General features: G+C 69.0%; 19 protein-coding genes. 5 read left to right on the top strand and 14 right to left on the bottom strand.

Annotation, left to right across the window (positions count from 1 at the left end; all coding sequences use genetic code 11):
* Positions 1-162: 162 nt before the first annotated feature.
* A complete protein-coding gene (locus OG897_RS30070; protein WP_266661662.1) occupies positions 163-1,143 on the bottom strand; it encodes a haloalkane dehalogenase in 981 nt (326 codons plus the stop codon).
* A 33-nt stretch (positions 1,144-1,176) separates the two neighbouring features.
* Positions 1,177-1,773 (bottom strand): heme-binding protein, encoded by a 597-nt coding sequence (locus OG897_RS30065; RefSeq protein WP_266661660.1) that lies wholly within the window; start codon positions 1,771-1,773, stop codon positions 1,177-1,179.
* 328 nt (positions 1,774-2,101) lie between these two features.
* On the opposite strand from OG897_RS30065, the gene OG897_RS30060 reads away from it, so the two are divergent.
* Together OG897_RS30060 and OG897_RS30055 are read left to right on the top strand one after the other, a co-directional pair.
* Entirely contained in the window at positions 2,102-2,503 is a 402-nt protein-coding gene (locus OG897_RS30060; RefSeq protein ID WP_266661658.1) for a nuclear transport factor 2 family protein, read from the top strand.
* 79 nt (positions 2,504-2,582) lie between these two features.
* Positions 2,583-2,966: a nuclear transport factor 2 family protein gene (locus tag OG897_RS30055; RefSeq protein WP_266661656.1), complete on the top strand. Its 384-nt coding sequence runs from the start codon at positions 2,583-2,585 to the stop codon at positions 2,964-2,966.
* Here the strand turns inward: OG897_RS30055 and OG897_RS30050 are convergent.
* A complete protein-coding gene (locus OG897_RS30050) occupies positions 2,963-3,214 on the bottom strand; it encodes a hypothetical protein (protein ID WP_266661654.1) in 252 nt (83 codons plus the stop codon). The two genes, OG897_RS30055 and OG897_RS30050, sit on opposite strands and share 4 nt — an antisense overlap.
* On the opposite strand from OG897_RS30050, the gene OG897_RS41070 reads away from it, so the two are divergent.
* Positions 3,173-3,664, top strand: coding sequence for a winged helix-turn-helix domain-containing protein (locus OG897_RS41070; protein ID WP_353963765.1), 492 nt, complete (start codon positions 3,173-3,175; stop codon positions 3,662-3,664). The genes OG897_RS30050 and OG897_RS41070 overlap by 42 nt on opposite strands.
* Positions 3,561-4,160, top strand: a complete 600-nt coding sequence (locus OG897_RS30045) for a transposase (protein ID WP_353963764.1) — start codon at positions 3,561-3,563, stop codon at positions 4,158-4,160. Before OG897_RS41070 ends, OG897_RS30045 begins: the two co-directional genes overlap by 104 nt.
* Positions 4,161-4,386: 226 nt before the next feature.
* Here OG897_RS30045 and OG897_RS30040 read toward each other — a convergent pair whose 3' ends face one another.
* The 5 genes from OG897_RS30040 to OG897_RS41065 form a co-directional block, all read right to left on the bottom strand.
* A complete protein-coding gene (locus OG897_RS30040; protein WP_266661652.1) occupies positions 4,387-4,746 on the bottom strand; it encodes a DoxX family protein in 360 nt (119 codons plus the stop codon).
* The gene (locus OG897_RS30035) at positions 4,743-5,330 is read right to left on the bottom strand and encodes a TetR/AcrR family transcriptional regulator (protein WP_266661650.1); all 588 of its coding nucleotides are present in this window, start codon (positions 5,328-5,330) and stop codon (positions 4,743-4,745) included. Before OG897_RS30035 ends, OG897_RS30040 begins: the two co-directional genes overlap by 4 nt.
* Before the next feature lie 184 nt (positions 5,331-5,514).
* Positions 5,515-5,649 (bottom strand): hypothetical protein, encoded by a 135-nt coding sequence (locus tag OG897_RS30030; RefSeq protein WP_266661648.1) that lies wholly within the window; start codon positions 5,647-5,649, stop codon positions 5,515-5,517.
* 242 nt (positions 5,650-5,891) lie between these two features.
* Positions 5,892-6,104, bottom strand: a complete 213-nt coding sequence (locus OG897_RS30025) for a hypothetical protein (RefSeq protein WP_266661646.1) — start codon at positions 6,102-6,104, stop codon at positions 5,892-5,894.
* Positions 6,105-6,681: 577 nt separating this feature from the next.
* Positions 6,682-6,939 carry a transposase gene (locus OG897_RS41065; protein ID WP_353963762.1) on the bottom strand — a complete coding sequence of 86 codons (258 nt, stop codon included), beginning with the start codon at positions 6,937-6,939 and terminating at the stop codon, positions 6,682-6,684.
* Positions 6,940-7,147: 208 nt separating this feature from the next.
* Between OG897_RS41065 and OG897_RS30020 the strand changes: the two genes are divergently transcribed.
* On the top strand, positions 7,148-7,615 hold the full coding sequence (locus OG897_RS30020) for a MarR family winged helix-turn-helix transcriptional regulator (RefSeq protein ID WP_266661644.1): 468 nt from the start codon (positions 7,148-7,150) through the stop codon (positions 7,613-7,615).
* Between the two features lie 137 nt (positions 7,616-7,752).
* Here the strand turns inward: OG897_RS30020 and OG897_RS30015 are convergent, their stop codons facing one another.
* The 6 genes from OG897_RS30015 to OG897_RS29990 form a co-directional block, all read right to left on the bottom strand.
* On the bottom strand, positions 7,753-9,114 hold the full coding sequence (locus OG897_RS30015; protein ID WP_266661642.1) for a cytochrome P450: 1,362 nt from the start codon (positions 9,112-9,114) through the stop codon (positions 7,753-7,755).
* Positions 9,115-9,193: 79 nt separating this feature from the next.
* Positions 9,194-10,291, bottom strand: a complete 1,098-nt coding sequence (locus OG897_RS30010; RefSeq protein WP_266661640.1) for a hypothetical protein — start codon at positions 10,289-10,291, stop codon at positions 9,194-9,196.
* A 77-nt stretch (positions 10,292-10,368) separates the two neighbouring features.
* Complete coding sequence (locus OG897_RS30005) at positions 10,369-11,127, bottom strand: hypothetical protein (protein ID WP_266661638.1); 759 nt, start codon at positions 11,125-11,127, stop codon at positions 10,369-10,371.
* 232 nt (positions 11,128-11,359) lie between these two features.
* Positions 11,360-15,745 (bottom strand): amino acid adenylation domain-containing protein, encoded by a 4,386-nt coding sequence (locus OG897_RS30000; protein WP_266661636.1) that lies wholly within the window; start codon positions 15,743-15,745, stop codon positions 11,360-11,362.
* 588 nt (positions 15,746-16,333) lie between these two features.
* Positions 16,334-16,882, bottom strand: coding sequence for an EF-hand domain-containing protein (locus OG897_RS29995; RefSeq protein WP_266661634.1), 549 nt, complete (start codon positions 16,880-16,882; stop codon positions 16,334-16,336).
* 195 nt (positions 16,883-17,077) lie between these two features.
* Positions 17,078-18,502 (bottom strand): NAD(P)/FAD-dependent oxidoreductase, encoded by a 1,425-nt coding sequence (locus tag OG897_RS29990; protein WP_266661632.1) that lies wholly within the window; start codon positions 18,500-18,502, stop codon positions 17,078-17,080.
* Between the last annotated feature and the right edge of the window lie 376 nt (positions 18,503-18,878).

Below are 18,878 nucleotides of genomic sequence, written 5' to 3'. Positions count from 1 at the left end.
CCACTGCTCTGTGCGAATGAGTCTGTTCGTCGCGGATTCCACGCCCCTGACCGCACGCGAAGACCGGGCAGCATCCGCAGGCAAGCCCCAACATTCCCTCGCGCCGTCAAGTCGGCAACGAACCACTTCTCAGTCGATCGTTCGACGTTCAGCGCCCGGCACTCAGCGCTTGGCTGGCTGACGCAGGTGGTGTCTGTCCAGCCAGGAGGCGAGCGCACCCGCGATGGCTTCGGGCTGGTCCTCCTCGGCGTCGTGTCCCGCCGGCCCGAGCTGTTCGATCTCCAGGGCGGCAAGGTGGGTCTCGCTCCACTGGGTCTGCTCCGGGCTGAGGCCCGGTTCGAAGGTGAGGTACAGCTTGGGTACGTCCGTGCTGGCCGCGAGCCAGGTGCCGAATGCCTCGACCCGGGTCACGACGTCAGCGGGCTCCCCGGCCAGGGGCATCGAGCGTGCCCATTGGAGCATCGGGCGGCGGCTCTGCGGAGTGGAGTACGGCTCGCGGTAGGCGGCGAGGTCCTCCTCGCTCAGTCCTGTGATGGCGGTCTGCGGGAGGACCTCCTCGATGAACACGTTGTCCTCAAGAATCATCTTCTCGCCCACGCCCGGCGTCCTCAGCGCCTCAAAGAAGGGGCGGGCAGGTCCGAACTCTTCCCAGGTCATGGGTTTGAGGACCGGCGAGGTGAACGCGATACCGAGGGCCCGTCCGGGATGACGTGTCGCCCAGTCGAAGGCGAGCGGGGCACCCCAGTCGTGCCCGACCAACACGATGTCCTCAAGGCCCAGCACGTCCATCCACGCCTCCAGGTACCGGGAGTGGTCGTCGAAGCTGTAGGCGATGTCCGGCTTCCCGGAGGCGCCCATGCCGATCAGGTCCGGAGCGAGGAGACGTCCCGGTGCGCCGACGGCGGGCAGGATCTTCCGCCACAGGTAGGAGGAAGTCGGGTTGCCGTGCAGGAAGACGACCGGCGTTCCCTCGCCGGTCTCCCGGTAAGCAATCGTCGAGTCCAGGACGGGGATGGTGGGCATGGCGTGCCTCTCGGTGGCGATGACGGGCTGTTCAGGCGGGACGGGGCGGGTTCCGGCGATGGAGAGGGCCGGTTCGCCCGCCTGGGCTGCGAGCGGCGTGGCCTTGCCCGCCCCCGGCATTCCCGCTCCCACCGCACCGTTCGGCGGGCAGGTTCACTGCGTCGCGAGCGGGCCGAGCGCGCCCTGGGGTAGCGGACGCTCAGTCGGCGGGAGGCATCGGCGGTTCTGACGGTACGCAGGCACTGCCGCCGGTCGCCGTGGCCATCGCGCCGATGGTCGCAGCCACGGCGGATACTTCCCGGCGGGCGTCGTGGGCGGCAGCGCGAAGAAGGAAGTGGGCGGGGATGACCGGCAGGCGAACAGGCCCTCGGTGAGGGCGAGCTGAAGCCCCCCATCCAGGTCCCCGATCAGGCTGATCCTGACACGGGTGGCGATGAGCAGGCCGCCGCCGAAGGTGACCAGGCCGCCGTTGGTGAGCTCGATCTGGTAGAGGGGCTTACCTGACTGGGACGCCTCGCCGAGGTCCGCCGTGGCCATCGTGAACAGGGCCGCGGTCTTCGCCTTCTTGATGGCGATGTCGATCGAGGCAAGCCAGGCATCGGCCATGCGGAAAAAGTGCAGCAGGTGACCTGCGGGGGCGGTGATCGCGATGCTCATGGCCACGCCGAGTTCGGCGGCGCGTACCAGCCCCGCCTCGGTGCGACGGCAGCGTCTTTGAGCGTGAGCGAGGCCATTCCTACGGGCTCCCATCGAGGCGGAGTGCTGCGACGAACCGATCCTCGCGCGCCCCCGACCTCGCCGCCTCCCGAGATCTGTCTCGCGAGGCGGCGAGGTCGGAGGCCAGCGCGAACGGGCCACTCTCGCGGCGGCCACCGCGTCCGGCCCGCCCACGCCCGCTCCTGCACAATGCCTCACCGGCGCTGCGCCGACGCAGCGCAGGCGTACGGGCTCGGCAGGTGAAACGGGAGAGAGCCCCTTATGGTCGCGTTTGTCACCCACCGCTGCTGCCTGAGCGTCGGGGCCCCCGCCCCTGCTCGTCGGCACGGGAAGGACACCCGCACACGGAGAGGGAACCGGCATGTCCATGCCTCCTGGGGAACGTACGGAGAGTGACGCCGTCGTGGCGGCCGTGCAGCGCTACTTCGACGCCCTGAACGCCGCGGACCTCGATGGAGTCCTCGACTGTTACACCCCGGACGGACTTCTCGCCCTCACCCAGGCCGAGAACGTCCAGGGGAAGACAGGGCTCCAAGACGTGTACACGAGCACCTTCGCCGCCGTGCGCTTCGACGCCACCCATGTCTTCGACGAGGTCCGGGTCTACGGCGACGAGGCATTCGTTCGCACCACGACCGATGCTCCGACGACCCTGCTGGCCACCGGGGAAGTGGTCCAGGACCGGTTCCGGGAGTTCTTCGTCGTGAAAAAGGCGCAGGGCCACTGGCGGATCGACCGGTACATGAACAACCGGCCGATGTAGCTCCATGCCGAGCCCGGCACGGGGGGGGCGGCAACGCGCAGACCATCCTGTCCGTACACGAACACGATCGGAAGAGCCCATGGCTGACGCGGCCGAGAACAAGAAGCGTGTGCTGGAGTTCTGCCGCATGCTCTTCGAACCCGGAAGGGCACAAGAGGCCACGGACACCTACCTCAGTCCCGCATACGTCCAGCACAACCCGGGCGTCGAGGACGGGCCTGGCCCGCTCGCACAGTTCGCGGCGGGCATGGTCGCGACGTTCCCCGAGGTGCGCTGGGAACTCCAGCGAGCCATCGCCGAGGACGACCTGGTCGCCGTGCACTGGCACATGACCACAGGACCCCAAGACCGCGGCACCGCCGTGGTGGAGATCTTCCGTCTCCTCGACGGCCTGGTGGTCGAGCACTGGGACGTCATGCAACCGGTACCCGACACCTCCGCCAATGACCACCCCATGTTTTAAGCGGAGCTGGTGAAGTTGGTTGCGTTGAGCAGACGTCCTTGGGGAGGGACGCCATGGCGAACATCCTCCGAGTCGTGCTTACCGACGTGCAACACCGTGACCTGCACGGGCTGCTGGCTCGCCGCGATCTGACCCAGTACACCCGGCAGCACGCCGAGTGCGTCCGGCTCCTGGACCAGGGCCGGTGTGTTGCTGAGGTCGCGGGCGTGCTGGAGCATCATCCGGTCACGGTCCGAGCTGCTGTCCACCCCTTCGAGGCGGGGATCGCGGGGCTGGTAGATGCCCTGCGGCCGGGCAGGCCAGCGAGGCTGCTGGGGGCAAAGTACCGAGCCGCGCTGGGGGAGCTTCTGGATGATTCCGCCCGGGCCGGGATCAATTGGACTGTCCCGGCCCTGTGTGAGTGGCTGCGGGACGAGCGCGGGGTGACCATCTCTGCGGACTCGCTGGGCGAGCTGCTGCGGCGCGAGGGTTTTCGCTGGAAACGCACCCGCGACAGCGTGCGGCACAAGGCCGACTCCGTCCTCCAGCAGGCCGCCCGGGCCCAGCTGGAGGTCTTGCGGTCTTGCGGCAGGCCGCGAAGCGGGAGAACGCGATCTGATCTTCCTGGACGAGTCCGGGTTCGCTCCCACCATGCCCACCGGCTACACCTGGTCCAGGATCGGGCAGCGTGTTGTGGTGCCGAAGGAGGAAACCCGTAATCGCCGGGTCAACGTACTCGGCGCGAAGATCGTCGGCAGTGAGCCGGACCTTCCCTGGCAGAGCACAAGCGGGAAGATCAACGCGGAGCTGCTGCTGGAGTTCGTCTGCGCGCGGCTTGCGGGCCTGGGCGATGGCGCGGCCGTGCTGGAGCTGGCCGCCGACGGCATCGGCAGCATGCCTCTCTGGGAACGGCGCAGGCCATGCACGGTCGTACTGGACAACGCCCCGGCCCACCGGGCCAACGCGTTCAAGGGCCGCCGACGTCAACTGGCGAAGATCGGAGTGGAACTCTTCTATCTGCCGCCATACAGCCCGCAGTTGAACGACATCGAGCTGGTCTGGCGGCAGGCGAAATACGAGGACTACCCACAACGCAGCCAGACCAGCACCGACTCCCTCGGTGAAGCCGTCGACCAGGCATTGGCCCAGCGAGGAAACCGAATCCGAGGATCAGCAAAGAACTTCACCCAAGCTGCTGAGGACACCGGGGCCTAACCTTCCTCGCGGCATCGGCCCAGCCTGACCCCTGTGGTCCCGCTTCACCCACAGGGAGGACCCGACCGACGAGGCTCAGCCGCGAAGATCCGCGGGTCAGCGCACGTAGGCGCACTGCCGCCGATAAGACGGCACCAATCAGCCGCTCACAGCGTCGGGATCATGACCGCTGCGGCTTTCGGCTTCACCTTCGCTGGACCCCGAGGTCGGCCGCCGCCGGCTGCCGTCAGGCGAAGCGTCCCGCCGCGACGAGCACGGAGACAGCGAGCAGCACGACGTTGGACAGCGACCGGGCGTACTCGTGGCGTCGGAGGTGGGTGGCGAGGCCACCGGTCATGACCAGGGCGAGTCCGGCCGCGGCGAGCGGGGTGAGCACGGGCAGGATCCCGGTGAGCCACGGCAGTACAGCTCCGATGCCGCCGACGACCTCGATCGCGGCGACGGCATGCACGGCCCGCTGGGACAGGTCGTCGACCCAGGGCATCGGGGTGCGCAGCCGGTCCTTGGGGACGGCCAGTTTCCAGCCGCCGGTACCGATGAACATGACGGCGAGGAAGATCTGCCCCGCCCACAGCCAGCTGTTCACAGCAAACCCTCCGCGCGCGGCGTGCGCGGGACGTCCGGTGTGTCCGGTGCGCCCGCGCGGGCCGTCCAAGTGGCCGCCAGGTCGTCGGCGAGCCGGTCGGCGGCCACGTCGTCCGCTTCCCGGCCCAGGAGGTGCAGCCATGCGAACACCGGGCCGATGAGCTGGGCGTGGGCCCAGTCGACGTCCGGCACGCCGGTCAACTCTCCTCGGGTCACGGCCCGTACCGCCACGGCCAGGACCTGTTCCCGCTCGGGAACCAGGCATGCCGTCTCGAAGACCTGGCGCAGTTCCGGGGTGCGCAGCAGCTCGGCCATCAACTCGGGAAGCACCGGCCGTACGCGCGGATGTGTCATTCGTTCCACGGTGCCGCGTGCGATCAGGCGCAGATCGCCGCGCAGCGAACCGGTGTCCCGGGTCGGCCGCGGCGCCAGGTCGTGCACCAGGTGAGTGAGGGTCAGCGCGGCCTTCGACGGCCACCGCCGGTACAGCGCGGCCTTCCCGACCCCGGCCCGCGCGGCCACGTCGTCCATCCGCAGTCGCGCGTAACCCACTTCCTCCAGCAGGGCGAGCGTCGCCGTGCGCACGGCGTGATCGACATCTTCGGAACGGGGCCGGCCGGCACGGGCGGACCCTTCACTTACGGAACTCATGGTCTCTATAGTAGCGGGTTTCGAGACCGGGAGTCTCTTTTTACTTCCCGCCGGGAAAAGACCTGGTGAATCGGACAGTGACCGGATGACACTCCAGCGCGCCCGCGACCTCAGCAACTCACCGGCCCTGGCCCAGGAGCCGGACGCACTCGGCGCGCTGCCGGGTGTACTGGGTCAGATCGCGGCGGGCCAGCAGCCCGTGCAGGTCACGGTGTTGCACGTCGGTAAGCACGACTCGGAGGATCTTCGCCATGGCGTCCCTCCCCAAGGACGTCTGCCCAACGCAACCAACTTCACCAGCTCCGCTTAGCGCTCGTCTCCGGCGCAGGGCACTGCTGGTGGCATTCCAGCTACGACAAGGCGTATGTCGGCGACGCGGACACCACACCGGCGCACAGCACGGCAGCGCGTAATGCCCCTATGGCGCTCACCCCGGCACAGGAACGGCACTGCGGTGAAGCGCACGTCACCGGGGTCGGCCTGCGGGCGGTCCGCTCAGCCGCAGTCGTTCTTGTTGATCTTCAGTGAGCGGGTCTGGTCGTTGAGGTTGTGACCGTGCAGATCATGGATGGAACCCCCGCTGCAGGTGACGCACACCCACCGCCCGGAGTGATTGCGCTGCTCGACGCTGTCACAGGTCTTGGAGAGCGGTTGCGGAACGTCACCGCAGGTGTCTCGACAGTGCCCGACCGGGACTGAACTCGACACACCCGATTCTTCCGACGCGTACCTCAGCTGCCGTGTGTGCCACGGTATTTGCTGCCGCGTGCATGCGCGGAAGATCCGCCGATGCGGCGACCGTAGCCAGCACCCCTCCGAGCGTCCGCCCGCCGAGCCCCTGCGGCCCCGGTGTCCTGCCTGATCACGCTTCTCCGGAATGGTGTGCGGTATCTGCCGCTGGCGCAGGTATTCACGGATCTGCCGGGAGGAGTACGCCCGGTCGGCGAGGACGTGAAGGGGCCGGATCCGTGGGCGGCCTCAGTCGGGACGGGGCATGCGGATGCGGTTCATCACCTCGGTGAGCAGTGGCGCGTCACCCCGCTGTCCGGCGGTGACAACCGTGGCCACGACATGGAAAGAAGAGTCGACAGCGAGATGGATCTTCGTAGTCAGACCGCCGCGTGAACGCCCGATGGCGTGGTCGTCCGGCTCGGCCGACAGGCCGTCCGGATACGTCCGGCCCGGACGGTGATCCCCTTTTCCGGGCCCCGGCGGCATGCTGGCGGGCCCGGCAGATCGTGGAGTCGATGGAGACCTCCCACACGACGTGCTCCGTAGCATCGGCCTAGACCTGCAGGTTCTTCAGGACGCGGGTCCAGGTCCCATCGATCTGCCAGCGCCGGAAGACCGAGTACAAGATCTCCCACGGACACGGACCATACCGTCCGGGCACATCTCGCCAGGGCGAGCCTGTCCGGGCCCGCCACCAGATCCCGTCGAAGACCTGCCGCCGGTCCCGAGGCTTACGCCCCATCACCGGCAACGCGGGCAACACCGCCTCCAGACACACCCACTGTTCGTCCGTCAGATCTCCACGAGCCATCCCAAGATCGTTTCACGTCACGGACCTGAGCAGCGACTCACGTTCGGGGCGAGACAGGGCTTGCGGTGTTCGCTCCGACAGCGTCCGGAAGATCACCCGCTTGCCCTCAACCATACTTGAGGTCATACGGTCTCCTCACGACCTGCACGACCTGCACGACCTGCACGGCGTGCAGGCTCCGCACCGAAGTACCTGGAGGGGACACCTCATGACGACCCAGCAGATCTCCGACGCCGAACTCGCCGGACAGCCCGCCGCGTACTGGACCGGTGTCGCCTACGAGGCGCTGATTGCGTACACCCGGGCCCAGATGGCCGAAAAAGATTACACCCAGCCCCAGTTCTGGCTGTTGCGCAACCTGTCGGAGAACGACATCTCGCCCGACGGCGAGGGAATGACCCTCCCCGAGCTGCAGGCGGCCATGACCTCCTACATCCGGCCCGAGGACGATCTGGCGACCGAGGCCGAGGTGCTCCTGGAGCGCGGCTGGCTGACCCGGGACGCCGAGGACCGGCTGTGGCTCACGAAGGAGGGGGAACAGGCCCGCGTCGACCTCGCACGCAACGCCCCCGCGATCCGTGCCGCCCTCCACGAGGGCATCGACGACGCGGACTACGTCACCACGCTGAAGGTGCTTCAGCAGCTGATCCGAAACGCGGGTGGGACGGCCGTCTGACAGACCAGGTGGCCGGGCACAGCGCCCGGTCCCTGGTGCGCTCGTGGCAGATCAGCCAGCATGGCCGTCCAGCAGGGTCATGGCACAACCAACTCGCTCTGATGCGGCAAGCACTGTGACCACATCTCAAGCACGCCCTAGGTCCTTGGGTGGCGTGGCCGGAGGCGGAGGTGGAGGTGGCGGGGGCGGATCACGATGTCCCTCTCGTAGCGGACGGGCGCGGGCGTTGCTGGGGTGAGCTGCCATTGGCGGACGAGGGCGGCCAGGGCGAGGGTGAGTTCGCCGACGCCGAGGGTGTCGCCGATGCATTTGCGGGCGCCCATACCGAAGGGGATGAAGGAGCCGGGGACGGACGGTTTGGTCTGTGACGGCGCCCAGCGGTCGGGGTCGAACTCGTGAGGGCTGGCGTGGGCGGCGGGGAGGTGCTGGACGAGGTAGGCACTGACGACCAGGGTTTCCCCGGTTTTCAGGGGGTGGCCACCGAGGGTGGTGTCGCGGGTGACGGTGCGGGTGAGGAGCCAGACGGGCGGGTAGCGGCGCAGCGTTTCGGTCACCACCCGGCCGGTGAGTTCCAGCTCGGGCAGGTGGGCGTGAGTGAGAGGGCCCGGCGGCAGTGTGGCGACCTCCGTGTGGACGCGGTGCTGGAGGTCGAGGTCTTGGGCGAGGTGGTGGGCGGCCCAGGCGAGGGCGTTGCCGGTGGTTTCCATGCCCGCGATGAAGAAGGTGATGACCTGGTCGCTGACGTCCTTGTCGGACAGGACGCGGCCGTCGGGGTCGGGTTCGGTCAACAGGGAGAGGAAGGCGCCGTGGTCGGCGGTGCGTGCACGGTGCTCGGCGATGATGCGGCCCAGAGTGGTGCGCAGGCTCTTCTGCGCACGGGTGTAGCGGCGGTTCGCGGGCAGGGGCAGGCGGGTGTAGGCCGCGGGGAGCAGGGCGTGGGTGTAGATGCCTGCGGTGATGGCGGACATGTCGTGGACCATGGTGGTGACGGTGGCGGGGTCCAGGGTGCCGTCGAAGAGGGTGGCGACGATGGCGCGGGCGGTGAGGGCCTGGGCTTGGGCTGCCATGTCGAGGGTCTGGCCCGGCTGCCACTGTGTGATGCCGTGGGTGATCTCGGCGGCCATGATGTCGAGGTGGGCGGGCAGTTGGTCCTTGTGGAAGACAGGTTGGAGGAGGCGCCGTTGCTGCCGGTGGCGGGAGTGGGGGCAGGCGAGCATGCCGTTGCCCATCACGTCGGCGATGCGGTCGTAGAGGGGGCCGCCCTTGTCGTAGAGGGCGTCGTCGAGGAAGACGTCCCGGGTGAGGGCGGGGTCGCTGACGAGGGTGGCGTTCAGCGGGCCGAGCCGTACGTGCGACAGGGGTCCGTGGGCCGGTGCGGTGGTGAGGAACTCTGCCGGGTTGTTGAGCAGGCGCAGGGCGTGGCCGACCAGGGGCAGGGCGCCGGGCAGCAGGGGCAGGGCCGCCGGGGTGTGGGCGGGGCGGGAGGCGGTGAAGGTCATTGTTCTCCTGGCGGTGCGCTGGACGGGACATGAGCGGCGCTGGGTGTCGTGGGAAGGCGCGCCTGGTCTGTACGGCGTGTCAGGCGTTCCACCACCAGGCGGCGACGGGCGTGGTGAGGGGCTGGCTGAGGTGCGTGAGGTTGGTGGGCCGGGAGATGACGGGGGGCATCTGGATGCGCGGGGCCACGGTTTCGCCGGGGTTGTTGGGGTCGTTGTAGCGGCCGCTGGTGAGGTGCCAGTGCAGGCTGCCGGCTACCCAGTCGGTCAGGGCGTGTGCGTAGCGGGCGAGCCGGGGGTTGTCGCCGTCGGTGAGCTGCCGGGCGAGCTGGTGGAGGCGGTGCATGGCCCGGTCGTGCATCGACGTGGCGGTGCGCAGGGCCTGTTGGGGCGTGCAGTTGTGGTGGCGGGCGAGGACGGGGACGAGGTTCATCGCTTCGGGGTAGCCGAAGTGCTGTTCGCGGAATGCTTCCTTGTTGTAGGAGGTGGTGTCGTTGTGCCAGGCGATGAGGGCGACGCACAGGTCGTGCAGGACGTGGATGCGCGGGTCGTGGTACTCCTCGGCGGTCAGCACGTAGTCCTGGGCGATCTCGATGAAGGCGAGCGCGGACAGGGCGGCGCTGCTGCTCTGCCACATCATGAGGTAATCGTCCAGGCTCGCGGAGTGCGGCTTCTGGCGGATGGCTGCTTCCCAGACCAGGCCGGAGAAGTACGCGTCGACCTGGTCGGTCCACCGGTAGACCTGCGCCGGTGTGCCTTGGCGGTCGAGGGCACGGCGGATGTCGAGGAGGGAGGCGGCCCATTTGTCGTCGCGCATCAGCGGGGCGTCGGGGGTCTGCAGGACCCGGCTGAGGCGGGCGAGATAGGGGGCGAGGGTTTCCGGGGTGGTGCCGCCGAGGGTTTCGTCGCAGAGGGCGTCGTCGAAGGCGAAGAGCCAGTTGCAGTAGTTGGTGCCTGCCAGGAGGGTGTCGGCACGGCCGTCGGGGATGCCGAGGCCGACGAAGTTCCCGACGTGGGCGCGGCGGGTGTACTCGCGGTGTGCGTCGCCGGTGAAGAGGTCGAAGTTCTGCATCCAGGTGAGGCTCTCGGCGTCGACGGCCTCGGCGTGCGGGGAGCGGCGTGCGGTGAACGGGCAGTAGAGGGGCGGCACGGTGAGCGGGGTGTGCGTGCAGGTTGTCACGGGATCTCCTGGGCTGGTCGGCGGGCGGGCAGGGCCGGGCCTGTGCGGGCCCTGCCCGCCGGGTCGCTGCGGAAGGGTCAGACCGTGGGGGCGGCGACTACTGCGGCAGCAGGTGCGGCAGGCGCGGGGATCTGCGCGGGCTGTGTGGTGGGGCGCGGGGCGCGGATCATCATGGTGCACAGGACCAGCGCCCACAGGGCGAAGCCGACGTAGGAGCCGAAGCTGCCCCAGCCCCACGGGGTGAAGGGGGTGTCGCTGGTGGTCAGGACGTTGAAGAAGTATCCGAAGTGGGCCACGGCCAGGACGTGGGAGGTCCACCCGGTCCAGCGGGGCAGCGTGGTGTTCTTCAGGATCAGGCTGCCCGCGGCGTAGGAGAACAGGGCGAGCGGCAGGGAGCCCGCGTAGCCGAAGGTGACGCACAGGTCGTAGGTGAGGTGCAGGTAGGCACTGCTGATGGCGTCGGGGCGTTCGGCGGCGACCGGGCCGAGCAGGAACGCGGCGTTGGACATCATCCAGCAGATGCCGACCGACAGGGCGGTGGGGATGAGGAGTTCGGCCTGCAGCGGTGCCCGGCCGGGGGCGGTGAGCCAGCGCTTGAGTCCGGCTGCGAACCAGATGAAGAGCAGTCCGAAGGCGATGTCGATGGTGTAGCCGGAGATCGAGGGGTTCTGGGCGAACCAGGTGCCGATGCTGTCGGAGGAGTCGCTCCAGTACGGGAAGGGGCGGCTGAGCGGGTTGCGGACGAAGGGCAGGGGGACCAGGAAGAGCGCCACCATGGCGATCCCGATCCATCCGGCGATCTTGGCCTCGCGGCGTTCGTCGTGGGCAGTGAGCATGGATGTGTCCTTACGGAGTGGAGGGCGGGTGACGCCCTGATGGAGCAAGCAGGGGTACGAGGAGCGCGCGCCCGGGGGTAGGGCATGGCTCGGACACGGCACGGGCACGCGGGCAGATCAGTGGTGAGGAAGGCTCGGCCGGTGCAGGAGTCCCAGCCGGGCAGCCATGGTCGTCGGGGGCACCGGGCACCCGCCCGGAAAGGCCGCCGCAGTGCGCGTCGGCGCGGGTCGGTCAGTGCAGGCCGGCGAGCCAGGAATCGGCGGGGACCAGGCCCTTCCACGGGCGGTCGGCGGCGGATTCGGCCAGGGTGTCGAGCGCGTCCGCGAGGCGGGCGAGCAGGTTCTCGGCGTAGTGCGGTGGGGCGTAGGCGGGGTCGAAGATGACGGCCAGATCCAGTGCGTCGCCGCTCTCCCGGGCCAGCAGGCCCAGGTCGCAGGGCAGTTGGAAGAGCTGTCCGGTGAAGGCGGGGTCGAGCTGGTCGGTGCGCTCGACGGCGCAGCCGGTCAGGCGCAGTCCTTCGACGGGCGGCAGGTAGTCGTAGAAGACGAACTGGGAGGCGGCGAAGAGCTCGCCGATCGGCGGGTGGATCCCTGCCAGGGTGAGCAAGGAGGCGCTGTCGTGCCGCAGTGCCTGCTGGAGATCCGTGTCTGCGGAACGCAATGCCTGACGTACCGTCAGCGCCGGTTCCCTGGAAACGTGATGGCGTACGGGGACCGCTTGGGCGTAGAGACCGGCGGTGTGGGCGGTGTCTCCCGGGTGGGCGGCGCTGACCGCGAGCAGGAGTGTTTCGTCCTGCCCGGTGTCGGCTGCCACGAGGGCGGCGAACAGTGCGTACAGGGCGCTGGCCGGGGTCACGCGCTCGGTGCGGGCCAGCTCCCGGAACGCGGTGGCGGTGGCTGCCGGGATGCGCCGCGTCCGCAGCAGCGCATCGTGAACATCGGTGTGGGCACGCAGGTGGGCGGGTGGGATCAGCAGGCCGGGGCGAGCACTGTCGAGCCGTCGCGTCCAGAAGGCGAGGTCGTCGGCGCGCGGTTCCTCCGGTGCGTTCAGGGCCTGGTAGTCGGTCGCGGGCAGCGTGCTGGTGCGGCCCGCGACGGCGTCCGCGTACAGAGTGGAGAGCTGCTGCTCGACGAGGTTGAGGGACCAGCCGTCGGAGGTGAGGTGATGCAGGCGCAGGCCCAGCAGGTGATCGTGCGGTCCGGCGGTGAGCAGGGTCGCGGTGAAGACGTGCCCAGCGGCGGCGTCGAGGGGATCGGCGGCGTCCAGCACGGCCAGGAACTGCGAAGGACTGCGGGAGCCCAGGGCCTCGGCGGAGTGGTGGCGCAGGACCCCCTCGGGGGCGGGGTGGACGGTCTGGTGGAGTTCACCCGGCTCGCCCGTCAGCTGCACGGCGGTCCGCAGTGCGGGCTGATGGGCCACGAGCCGGTCCACAGCCGTCGACAACGCCCGGACGTCGAGGGGACCATGGATGCGGTAGTGGCATTCCAGCGAGAAGCGCGGCCCGTGGCTGGGCAGGATCCCGCCGGCCCGGTCGTCGTTGACCCGCAGGAACTGGTGCGTGGGTCCCGCGGCCAGCCGGACGCCGTCCGGGCCGATGTCCGTCAGGACGTCTGCGGTGGACGCAGCCCGCTGCCCCGGCACCCCCTTCGCCGTATCGGCCAGGTAGGCACTCAGCCGGGCTGCGGTGGGATGTTCCAGTACGGAGCGGGACGGGACGTCACGGCCGACGGCTGCACCGATCTGCGTGGCGGCCCGCACCGCCCTCAGCGAGTCACCGCCCAGCTCCACGAAGTCGTCGTCCATGCCCACCCGGTCGAGCTCCAGCACATTCGCCAGGATTCCGGTGAGGGTCTCCTCGACCGGCGACTGAGGTGCCCGGTAGGGCGTGGACATCGCGGGTCGCTCGGTGGACGGTGCGGGAAGGGCGGCCCGGTCGAGCTTGCCGTTGGCGCCCAGGGGAAGCTCGGCCAGCAGGACGTACCGACTGGGCCGCTCGTGCTCGGGCAGAGACCGCTCGGCGTGTCGGCGCAGGGCCGGCAGCAGTTCCTCGGAAGCCCGGGCCAGGACGTGCCGGTGCAGGGGGGCCGAGACGAGATCGTCCGCACACGCGAGCTGCGGCCACCGGATCGCGACCGCCCGCTCGCCACCGTTGTCCGCACCATGCGGGACGGCGGGCAGGAAGACGACGTCGAACGCGCCGTCGCGGTAGCCCGCCGCACGGGACAGGCGCACCGGCCTGCCCATGTCCGCCGCCAGTTCCTCCAGGGCCACGGGGTGCACGGCATCGGCTTCCGCACGGGCGGCCAGGGCACGCAGATCGGCGGCGGTGAACCCGCCGTTGCCCGCCGCGAGAACGTCCCGCACCGCGCACGCCCCGGCCGTACGGCGGTTGGGCACCCGCAGGACTCCCACCGGGCCCGGCTCCGCCTCCAGCAGTTCCCGCATCCCCTCCAAGCTCTTGGGCCAGGAGTGCCACTGCTCCACCTCGACGACACCACCAGGCGCCCGGGGCACAAGGACGGCGTCGAAGCGGAAGTCGTTCATCTCGTTGCGGGCGAGCCCTGTGCGCGGTCGCACCTCGGCATACGGCACTCCGCAGCGGGTGAACCAGCGCGGGTCCACCAGCAGATACGGATCGCACGCCACCCGGCGCCGCCACCGCGTGCGCAGCACCTCGACACCCTCGCCGTCGTCCGCCCCGTCCAGCACGACAGACGCGTGGAAGGCGTCCTGCACCGTACGGTCCTTCACGTCCCCGAACACCACCCGCCCCCCGGGCGCGACTGCCCCCAGCGCGCCGGCCACGGCCCGCTCCAGATGGGCCGCCGAATGCAGGTACGGCACGACCGAGTTGCACAGCACGAGATCCATTCCCGTGACGTCGCGTGCACTGGTCACATCGCCCTGCCGCAGCTCCACGCCGGACAGTCCCATGGCGTCGAGCCGGGCACGCACGGCGGCGAGGGACTCGGCGGAGACGTCCACCCCCACGACGCGTGCCGCCGTACCGGCCAGGCGGGTCAGGATCATGCCCGAACCGCATCCCAGGTCGAGCAGACTGCTGGGGCGGCCGGTCTCGGTCGCCAGGCGCACCGTGGCGTCGATCCACTCGTCCATCTCCGCGTCCGGAAGCTGCGCTCCGGTGTAGCTGCTGGTCCACCCGGCGCGCTCGTCACGGAAGTCCAGGCTGCTGAAGAGCTCGTCCCAGGTCTCGTGCAGCTGCCGGGCCGCGCTCTGTTCGTCCCACCGCGGGACCACGTGGGCGACCAGGCGGCCTTCGTGGACACCGACGGTGGCGTCCCGTACCCCGGGCATGTCCTGCAGCACCCGGCCGACGCCCTCGGGCTCCACGCGAAATCCGCGCACCTTCACCTGGGCGTCCTTCCGGCCCAGCAGCTCCAGCCTGCCGTGACCGTCGAACCGGCCGAGATCACCGGTGCGGTACATACGCCGGCGTCCGTCGCTCGGGAGAGCCACGAAACGCGAAGCCGTCAGCTCGGTGTCCGCGGCATAGCCCTGCGCCAGTCCGGCACCCGCAACGCACACCTCGCCGGTCTCACCAGCCGGAACCGGCTGGCCGTTGGCGCCGATCACCAGGACGGGCGTACCCGGCAGCGCGGTACCGGCCGTGACGGGCTCCCCGGGCCGCAGCACGGCGGCCGTGCACCAGACCGCCGCCTCCGTGGGCCCGTAGGCGTTGACCAGCTCCACACCCGGCATCCTGCGGTGGTGATCGGCGGCCAGCTCGCTCGGGCACGGCTCACCGCCCACCACGACCTGCCGCAGGTGCGGCGACGGGCCCTCCAGGAGCGGCAGGACCGCCCCGTACAGCGACGGCGTGAGCAGCACATGGCTGACCTGACCGCTGCCCAGTTGCGCGGCGAGATCGTTCACCGTCTGCTGCGCGTCCGTCGGCGCCAGCCACACCGTGCCGCCCGCCAGCAGCGGCCACCAGATGCCCGGCAGCGACGCGTCCGTCGTCATCGGCGACACCACCGCCATGCACCGGACCGGCTCCGCGAAACGGCGGGCATGGGCACGCATGGTGTGCGCGATCGCCCGGTGCGTGACCGCGACCGGTTTGGGCCTACCTGAGGTGCCCGACGTATGGATGATGTACGCACGCATCTCAGGCGAAGGGCCTGGCAGGCGCCCTGACTTCGCGAGACCCGCACCGCCGGGGGGCTGCATCGGCGCGTCCATGTCGATGCGGTCGACGCCGTCGGGCAGGCGCTGGCAGGACAGGGTGAGCACACGCCGCGCAGCGACCCCGTCCAGCAGGGCACGGAGCCGGTCCGGCGGATCATCGGCAGACACCGGCACGTACACCGCTTCGGCCGCGAACACCGCCAACTGCGCGACCACGGCCCGCACGCCGCGCGGAACCGCGCAGGCCACAGAATCCCCTGGGCCGATGCCGCCCGCACGCAGGCATCGGGCCAGCGTGGAGGCTTCGGCCACGAGCTGGGCGTAGGTCAGGGTCTGCGAGGAATCAATCACCGCCATGGCGCCGGGCAGTTCTTCCGCACGCTCACACAGCAGCTGCCACAAAGTGGTGTCGCGTTCTGCGAGCGAGATCCCAGGAATAACCTCGCTCGATTCGAGAATATCGGTCACTTTTCTCCCGGAAATAACGATCGGCTTATTCGACAGAGAAGCCTAGAGGATTCGAATTGAAATCAGTGATCCAGAAGCTTCGTTCAGACTGATTCCCGGGGCGATCGGCGCGGCAAACACCGGATTCAAAATATCTTCCCGTAGGCACTGAACGAATATTTCCATCGATCACAGAATGCGAGAATGCGCATTGCTGCACTGCGGGAATCTTTTGCAGAAATCCGGAGGCAGAGCGCAGCGCGGCACCACGCCGGACGAGCACGGCCCTGCAGGATTCGTGAGGGCGCCAGCGGCAGCTCTCACCGGCGGGGCGGACATCTACGCGCCGGGAGCTGATCTCGCGAGCCTTGCCGGACCGTCTTCCGGACGGAAGAGCCAACTGCACGGCCGGGCGTCTGTCGTTCACAGGCCCGCCCCCGGCGGGCAAGCCGTGGCAGGTCAGCCCGTAGTCGAACGGCATCACGCTGAGCCCGCCCCCGGCAGGCAACGCCGTGGCAGGGGGCGGACGAACTGCGCACCCCTGCCTACGGCCTGCGGGCGCGGCATCCCGGTGATGGGAGGATCACGCGAGGCGGGGCGGGATGTCGGTCAGGCGAGGCTTCCGAGGAAGCTGCTGCCCGCCTCGGAGAGTTCGTCGCTGAGCAGGTACTGCTCCCAGCCCGCGTGGAACTCGTTCCGGGAGACCTGCCCGTCGTGGTTCGCGTCCATCAGGGAACACGTGGCCGCTGCCTCTTCCGGGCTGGAACCCAGAGCCTCCAGGTAGCGCTGGAAGTCGGCGACCGGAACGAGTCCGTCGTCGTCCTTGTCGATGGCCGAGAATTCGGCGTCCAGCACCGCCCGGCATCCGGAGACCACCTGCTCCCGGCGCCCCAGGGTGTCGGTCATGGCGGCCCGGAACTCCTCACGGGTGATCCGCCCGTCGCCGTCTGCGTCGGCGGCTGCCACGAGGCGGTCCCACCCCTCGCGGTAGGCGCTGAACAGCGCGGTGGCTTTGGCGGAGTCCGCCGGTACGTGTCCTGAGCGGATGACTTCCTCCCCCATGCGCTCGCAGTCGGCGAATTCGAGGACTCCGCTTCCGTCGGCATCGAGCCGATCGAAGATCAGGTCATATTTTCGCAGAATAGCATCGGTGGTCACTGCATCACTCCTCTGTGCGCACTTACCTGAACGTCGGCACCCACGGTTCGATCTCCGAAAGTGCCTCGACAGTCCTGTCCAGCAAAATGGACCATTACACCTGATTCGGCACGCTGACCTTGATTGGGCTCATCACATGAGCCGATTTACAAGAATCACGGAATCCCCCGAACGGAAATCGGCCAACGAGTTCGCCTACACCTTCGCGTCGGCCCGGCGGGCCGGCCGTTGGCCCGTGACACCGTCACGGGCATCGGGACCGCGCGAGGAGAAGAGGACTTTGGCGAGAATTCTGGGACCAGCCAGTGCCGCAACAGGTTTGACCATGTGGAAGACGTGGATGAACAGCGTGTGCAGACGCGGATCATTCACCATGATCCGCAACAGGCGCCCTTTGTACCAAGGGACCGGTCGCAACCAGAGAGGCAACCGCTTGCGTTGGCGGCGGTATTGCCAGACAAGGTCGTCACTGGCGGTCATGAGCCACTGCTTGCGTGCGATGCGCCCGATGTCCTGCTGGAAGGAACGCGCGAGTCCGTCGGTTCTCCGGGAGCGGCCTCGACGTACCCGGGCCAGATGGTCCGACAGAACCCGGGCTTCGAGCACGGCGGTGGCCATGCCCTGTCCGAAGGCCGGATTGAACGCGCCGACGGAGTCCCCCAGGGCAATGAGCCCCTCCGGCCATTTCCTCATCCGGTCGTACCGCGTGAGGCGGTTCTCGGTACGGCGGAAGACATGGATCCTGCCGCCCGGTACAGGGGTGGCACCGGCGAGCAACTGGTCGAGATCGGGGTTGTGCAGGCTCGCGGCGAACTGCCGCCAGCCGTCGGGGTCTACCGGCGGATGGTCTCCCCCCGCACCGAACAGGGTGACCAGCCAGTTGCCGTGCTCCAGCCGTGCGGCGAACCCACCGCGCGGCTGCTCAGGTGCCTCGTACGGCTGGAACAGCGCGTCGAAGTCCTGCGTCGGAGCCGCCACGGTCCTGGTCGCATAGACGAGGTCTGCGTCGGTGACCTGCTGCGCAGGCCGCGGGTAGCCTGCGTCACCCAGCCAGTCCGGGAGCGGGGAGAACCGCCCGGACGAATCGACGACCAAGGACGCGTCCAGCATGCGCCCATCCTCCAGGCGGACCCCGACGACGCGCGCGCCACCGTCGTCCCAGCACAGTGCCTTGACCCGGCTCCGGTCACGTACGTCCACCGACGTATCCGCCGTAACCCGCTGCCGCAGCCTCCACTCCAGCAGATCCCGCGAGAATGCCTGCACCACCACATCCATCGGTCTACGGGGAAGGCGACAGCCCGCAACCGTCATCGATGCACGTGACCCGAAGTCGAACAGTGGTGCCCCGTCCGCGGTCAGTTCCTCACGCAGCCCAGGAAAGAGACGCTGCAGTTCGGACGCACCGCTGATCAGCAGACCATGCTGATGCCGGGCCTGTGCAACACCACTACGCGGCGTCGGCGTCGACGGCAGCGCCGCTGCTTCCAGCACCACAACGCTCTCGAAATGGTCTGCCAGCACCCGGGCAGCGACCAGCCCCGCGATACCCGCACCGACGACTACTGCCTGCCCCGCGAATTTCGCCTGACGGCATTCCGACATCTCGGTCCTCTCCATATGGTGTTCGTGCCGCACCACTTGTCGGCCAGCGGGCTGTGGCGTGAGCGGAAGTGGCGGGAAATACGGCTCGGCGGACCCAACAGGTCCACTGACTGCCGAATTGGGCGCGAAGGCGCCCATCGGAAACGCGAGGGCACACAAATGCCCTCACCCCGGCAGTTCCTTCCGTCGGCCCGCACCCAAAGGATCTCCAGGGTGCCGACTTCTCAATCCTGGATTCGTACTCGACCCGTAAAGCGGCCCACATGGGCAGCCAGAATCGGGGCCACGAAAAACCCCAGCTCCCCGCCAAGACCAAGGGTTCCGACGCGGTGTGAGGCGCCAGCAGTTCCTGCCTTTTCGCTTCGCTCAACATGGACCGGGCTGACAAGAT

The organism is Streptomyces sp. NBC_00237, assembly GCF_026342435.1.
Lineage (GTDB): Bacteria > Actinomycetota > Actinomycetes > Streptomycetales > Streptomycetaceae > Streptomyces.
Note: the sequence above shows the minus strand (reverse complement) of the source record. Positions and strands in the feature narration are given on the sequence as shown.

Coding starts and splice junctions, on each gene's coding strand:
- OG897_RS30015 (WP_266661642.1), bottom strand. CDS start 9,114: ATGACCTTCACCGCCTCCCGCCCCGCCCACACCCCGGCGGCCCTGCCC.
- OG897_RS30020 (WP_266661644.1), top strand. CDS start 7,148: ATGACGACCCAGCAGATCTCCGACGCCGAACTCGCCGGACAGCCCGCC.
- OG897_RS30055 (WP_266661656.1), top strand. CDS start 2,583: ATGGCTGACGCGGCCGAGAACAAGAAGCGTGTGCTGGAGTTCTGCCGC.
- OG897_RS41065 (WP_353963762.1), bottom strand. CDS start 6,939: ATGGCTCGTGGAGATCTGACGGACGAACAGTGGGTGTGTCTGGAGGCG.
- OG897_RS30005 (WP_266661638.1), bottom strand. CDS start 11,127: ATGCTCACTGCCCACGACGAACGCCGCGAGGCCAAGATCGCCGGATGG.
- OG897_RS30030 (WP_266661648.1), bottom strand. CDS start 5,649: ATGGCGAAGATCCTCCGAGTCGTGCTTACCGACGTGCAACACCGTGAC.
- OG897_RS30065 (WP_266661660.1), bottom strand. CDS start 1,773: ATGGGAGCCCGTAGGAATGGCCTCGCTCACGCTCAAAGACGCTGCCGT.
- OG897_RS30060 (WP_266661658.1), top strand. CDS start 2,102: ATGTCCATGCCTCCTGGGGAACGTACGGAGAGTGACGCCGTCGTGGCG.
- OG897_RS29990 (WP_266661632.1), bottom strand. CDS start 18,502: ATGGAGAGGACCGAGATGTCGGAATGCCGTCAGGCGAAATTCGCGGGG.
- OG897_RS30070 (WP_266661662.1), bottom strand. CDS start 1,143: ATGCCGGGGGCGGGCAAGGCCACGCCGCTCGCAGCCCAGGCGGGCGAA.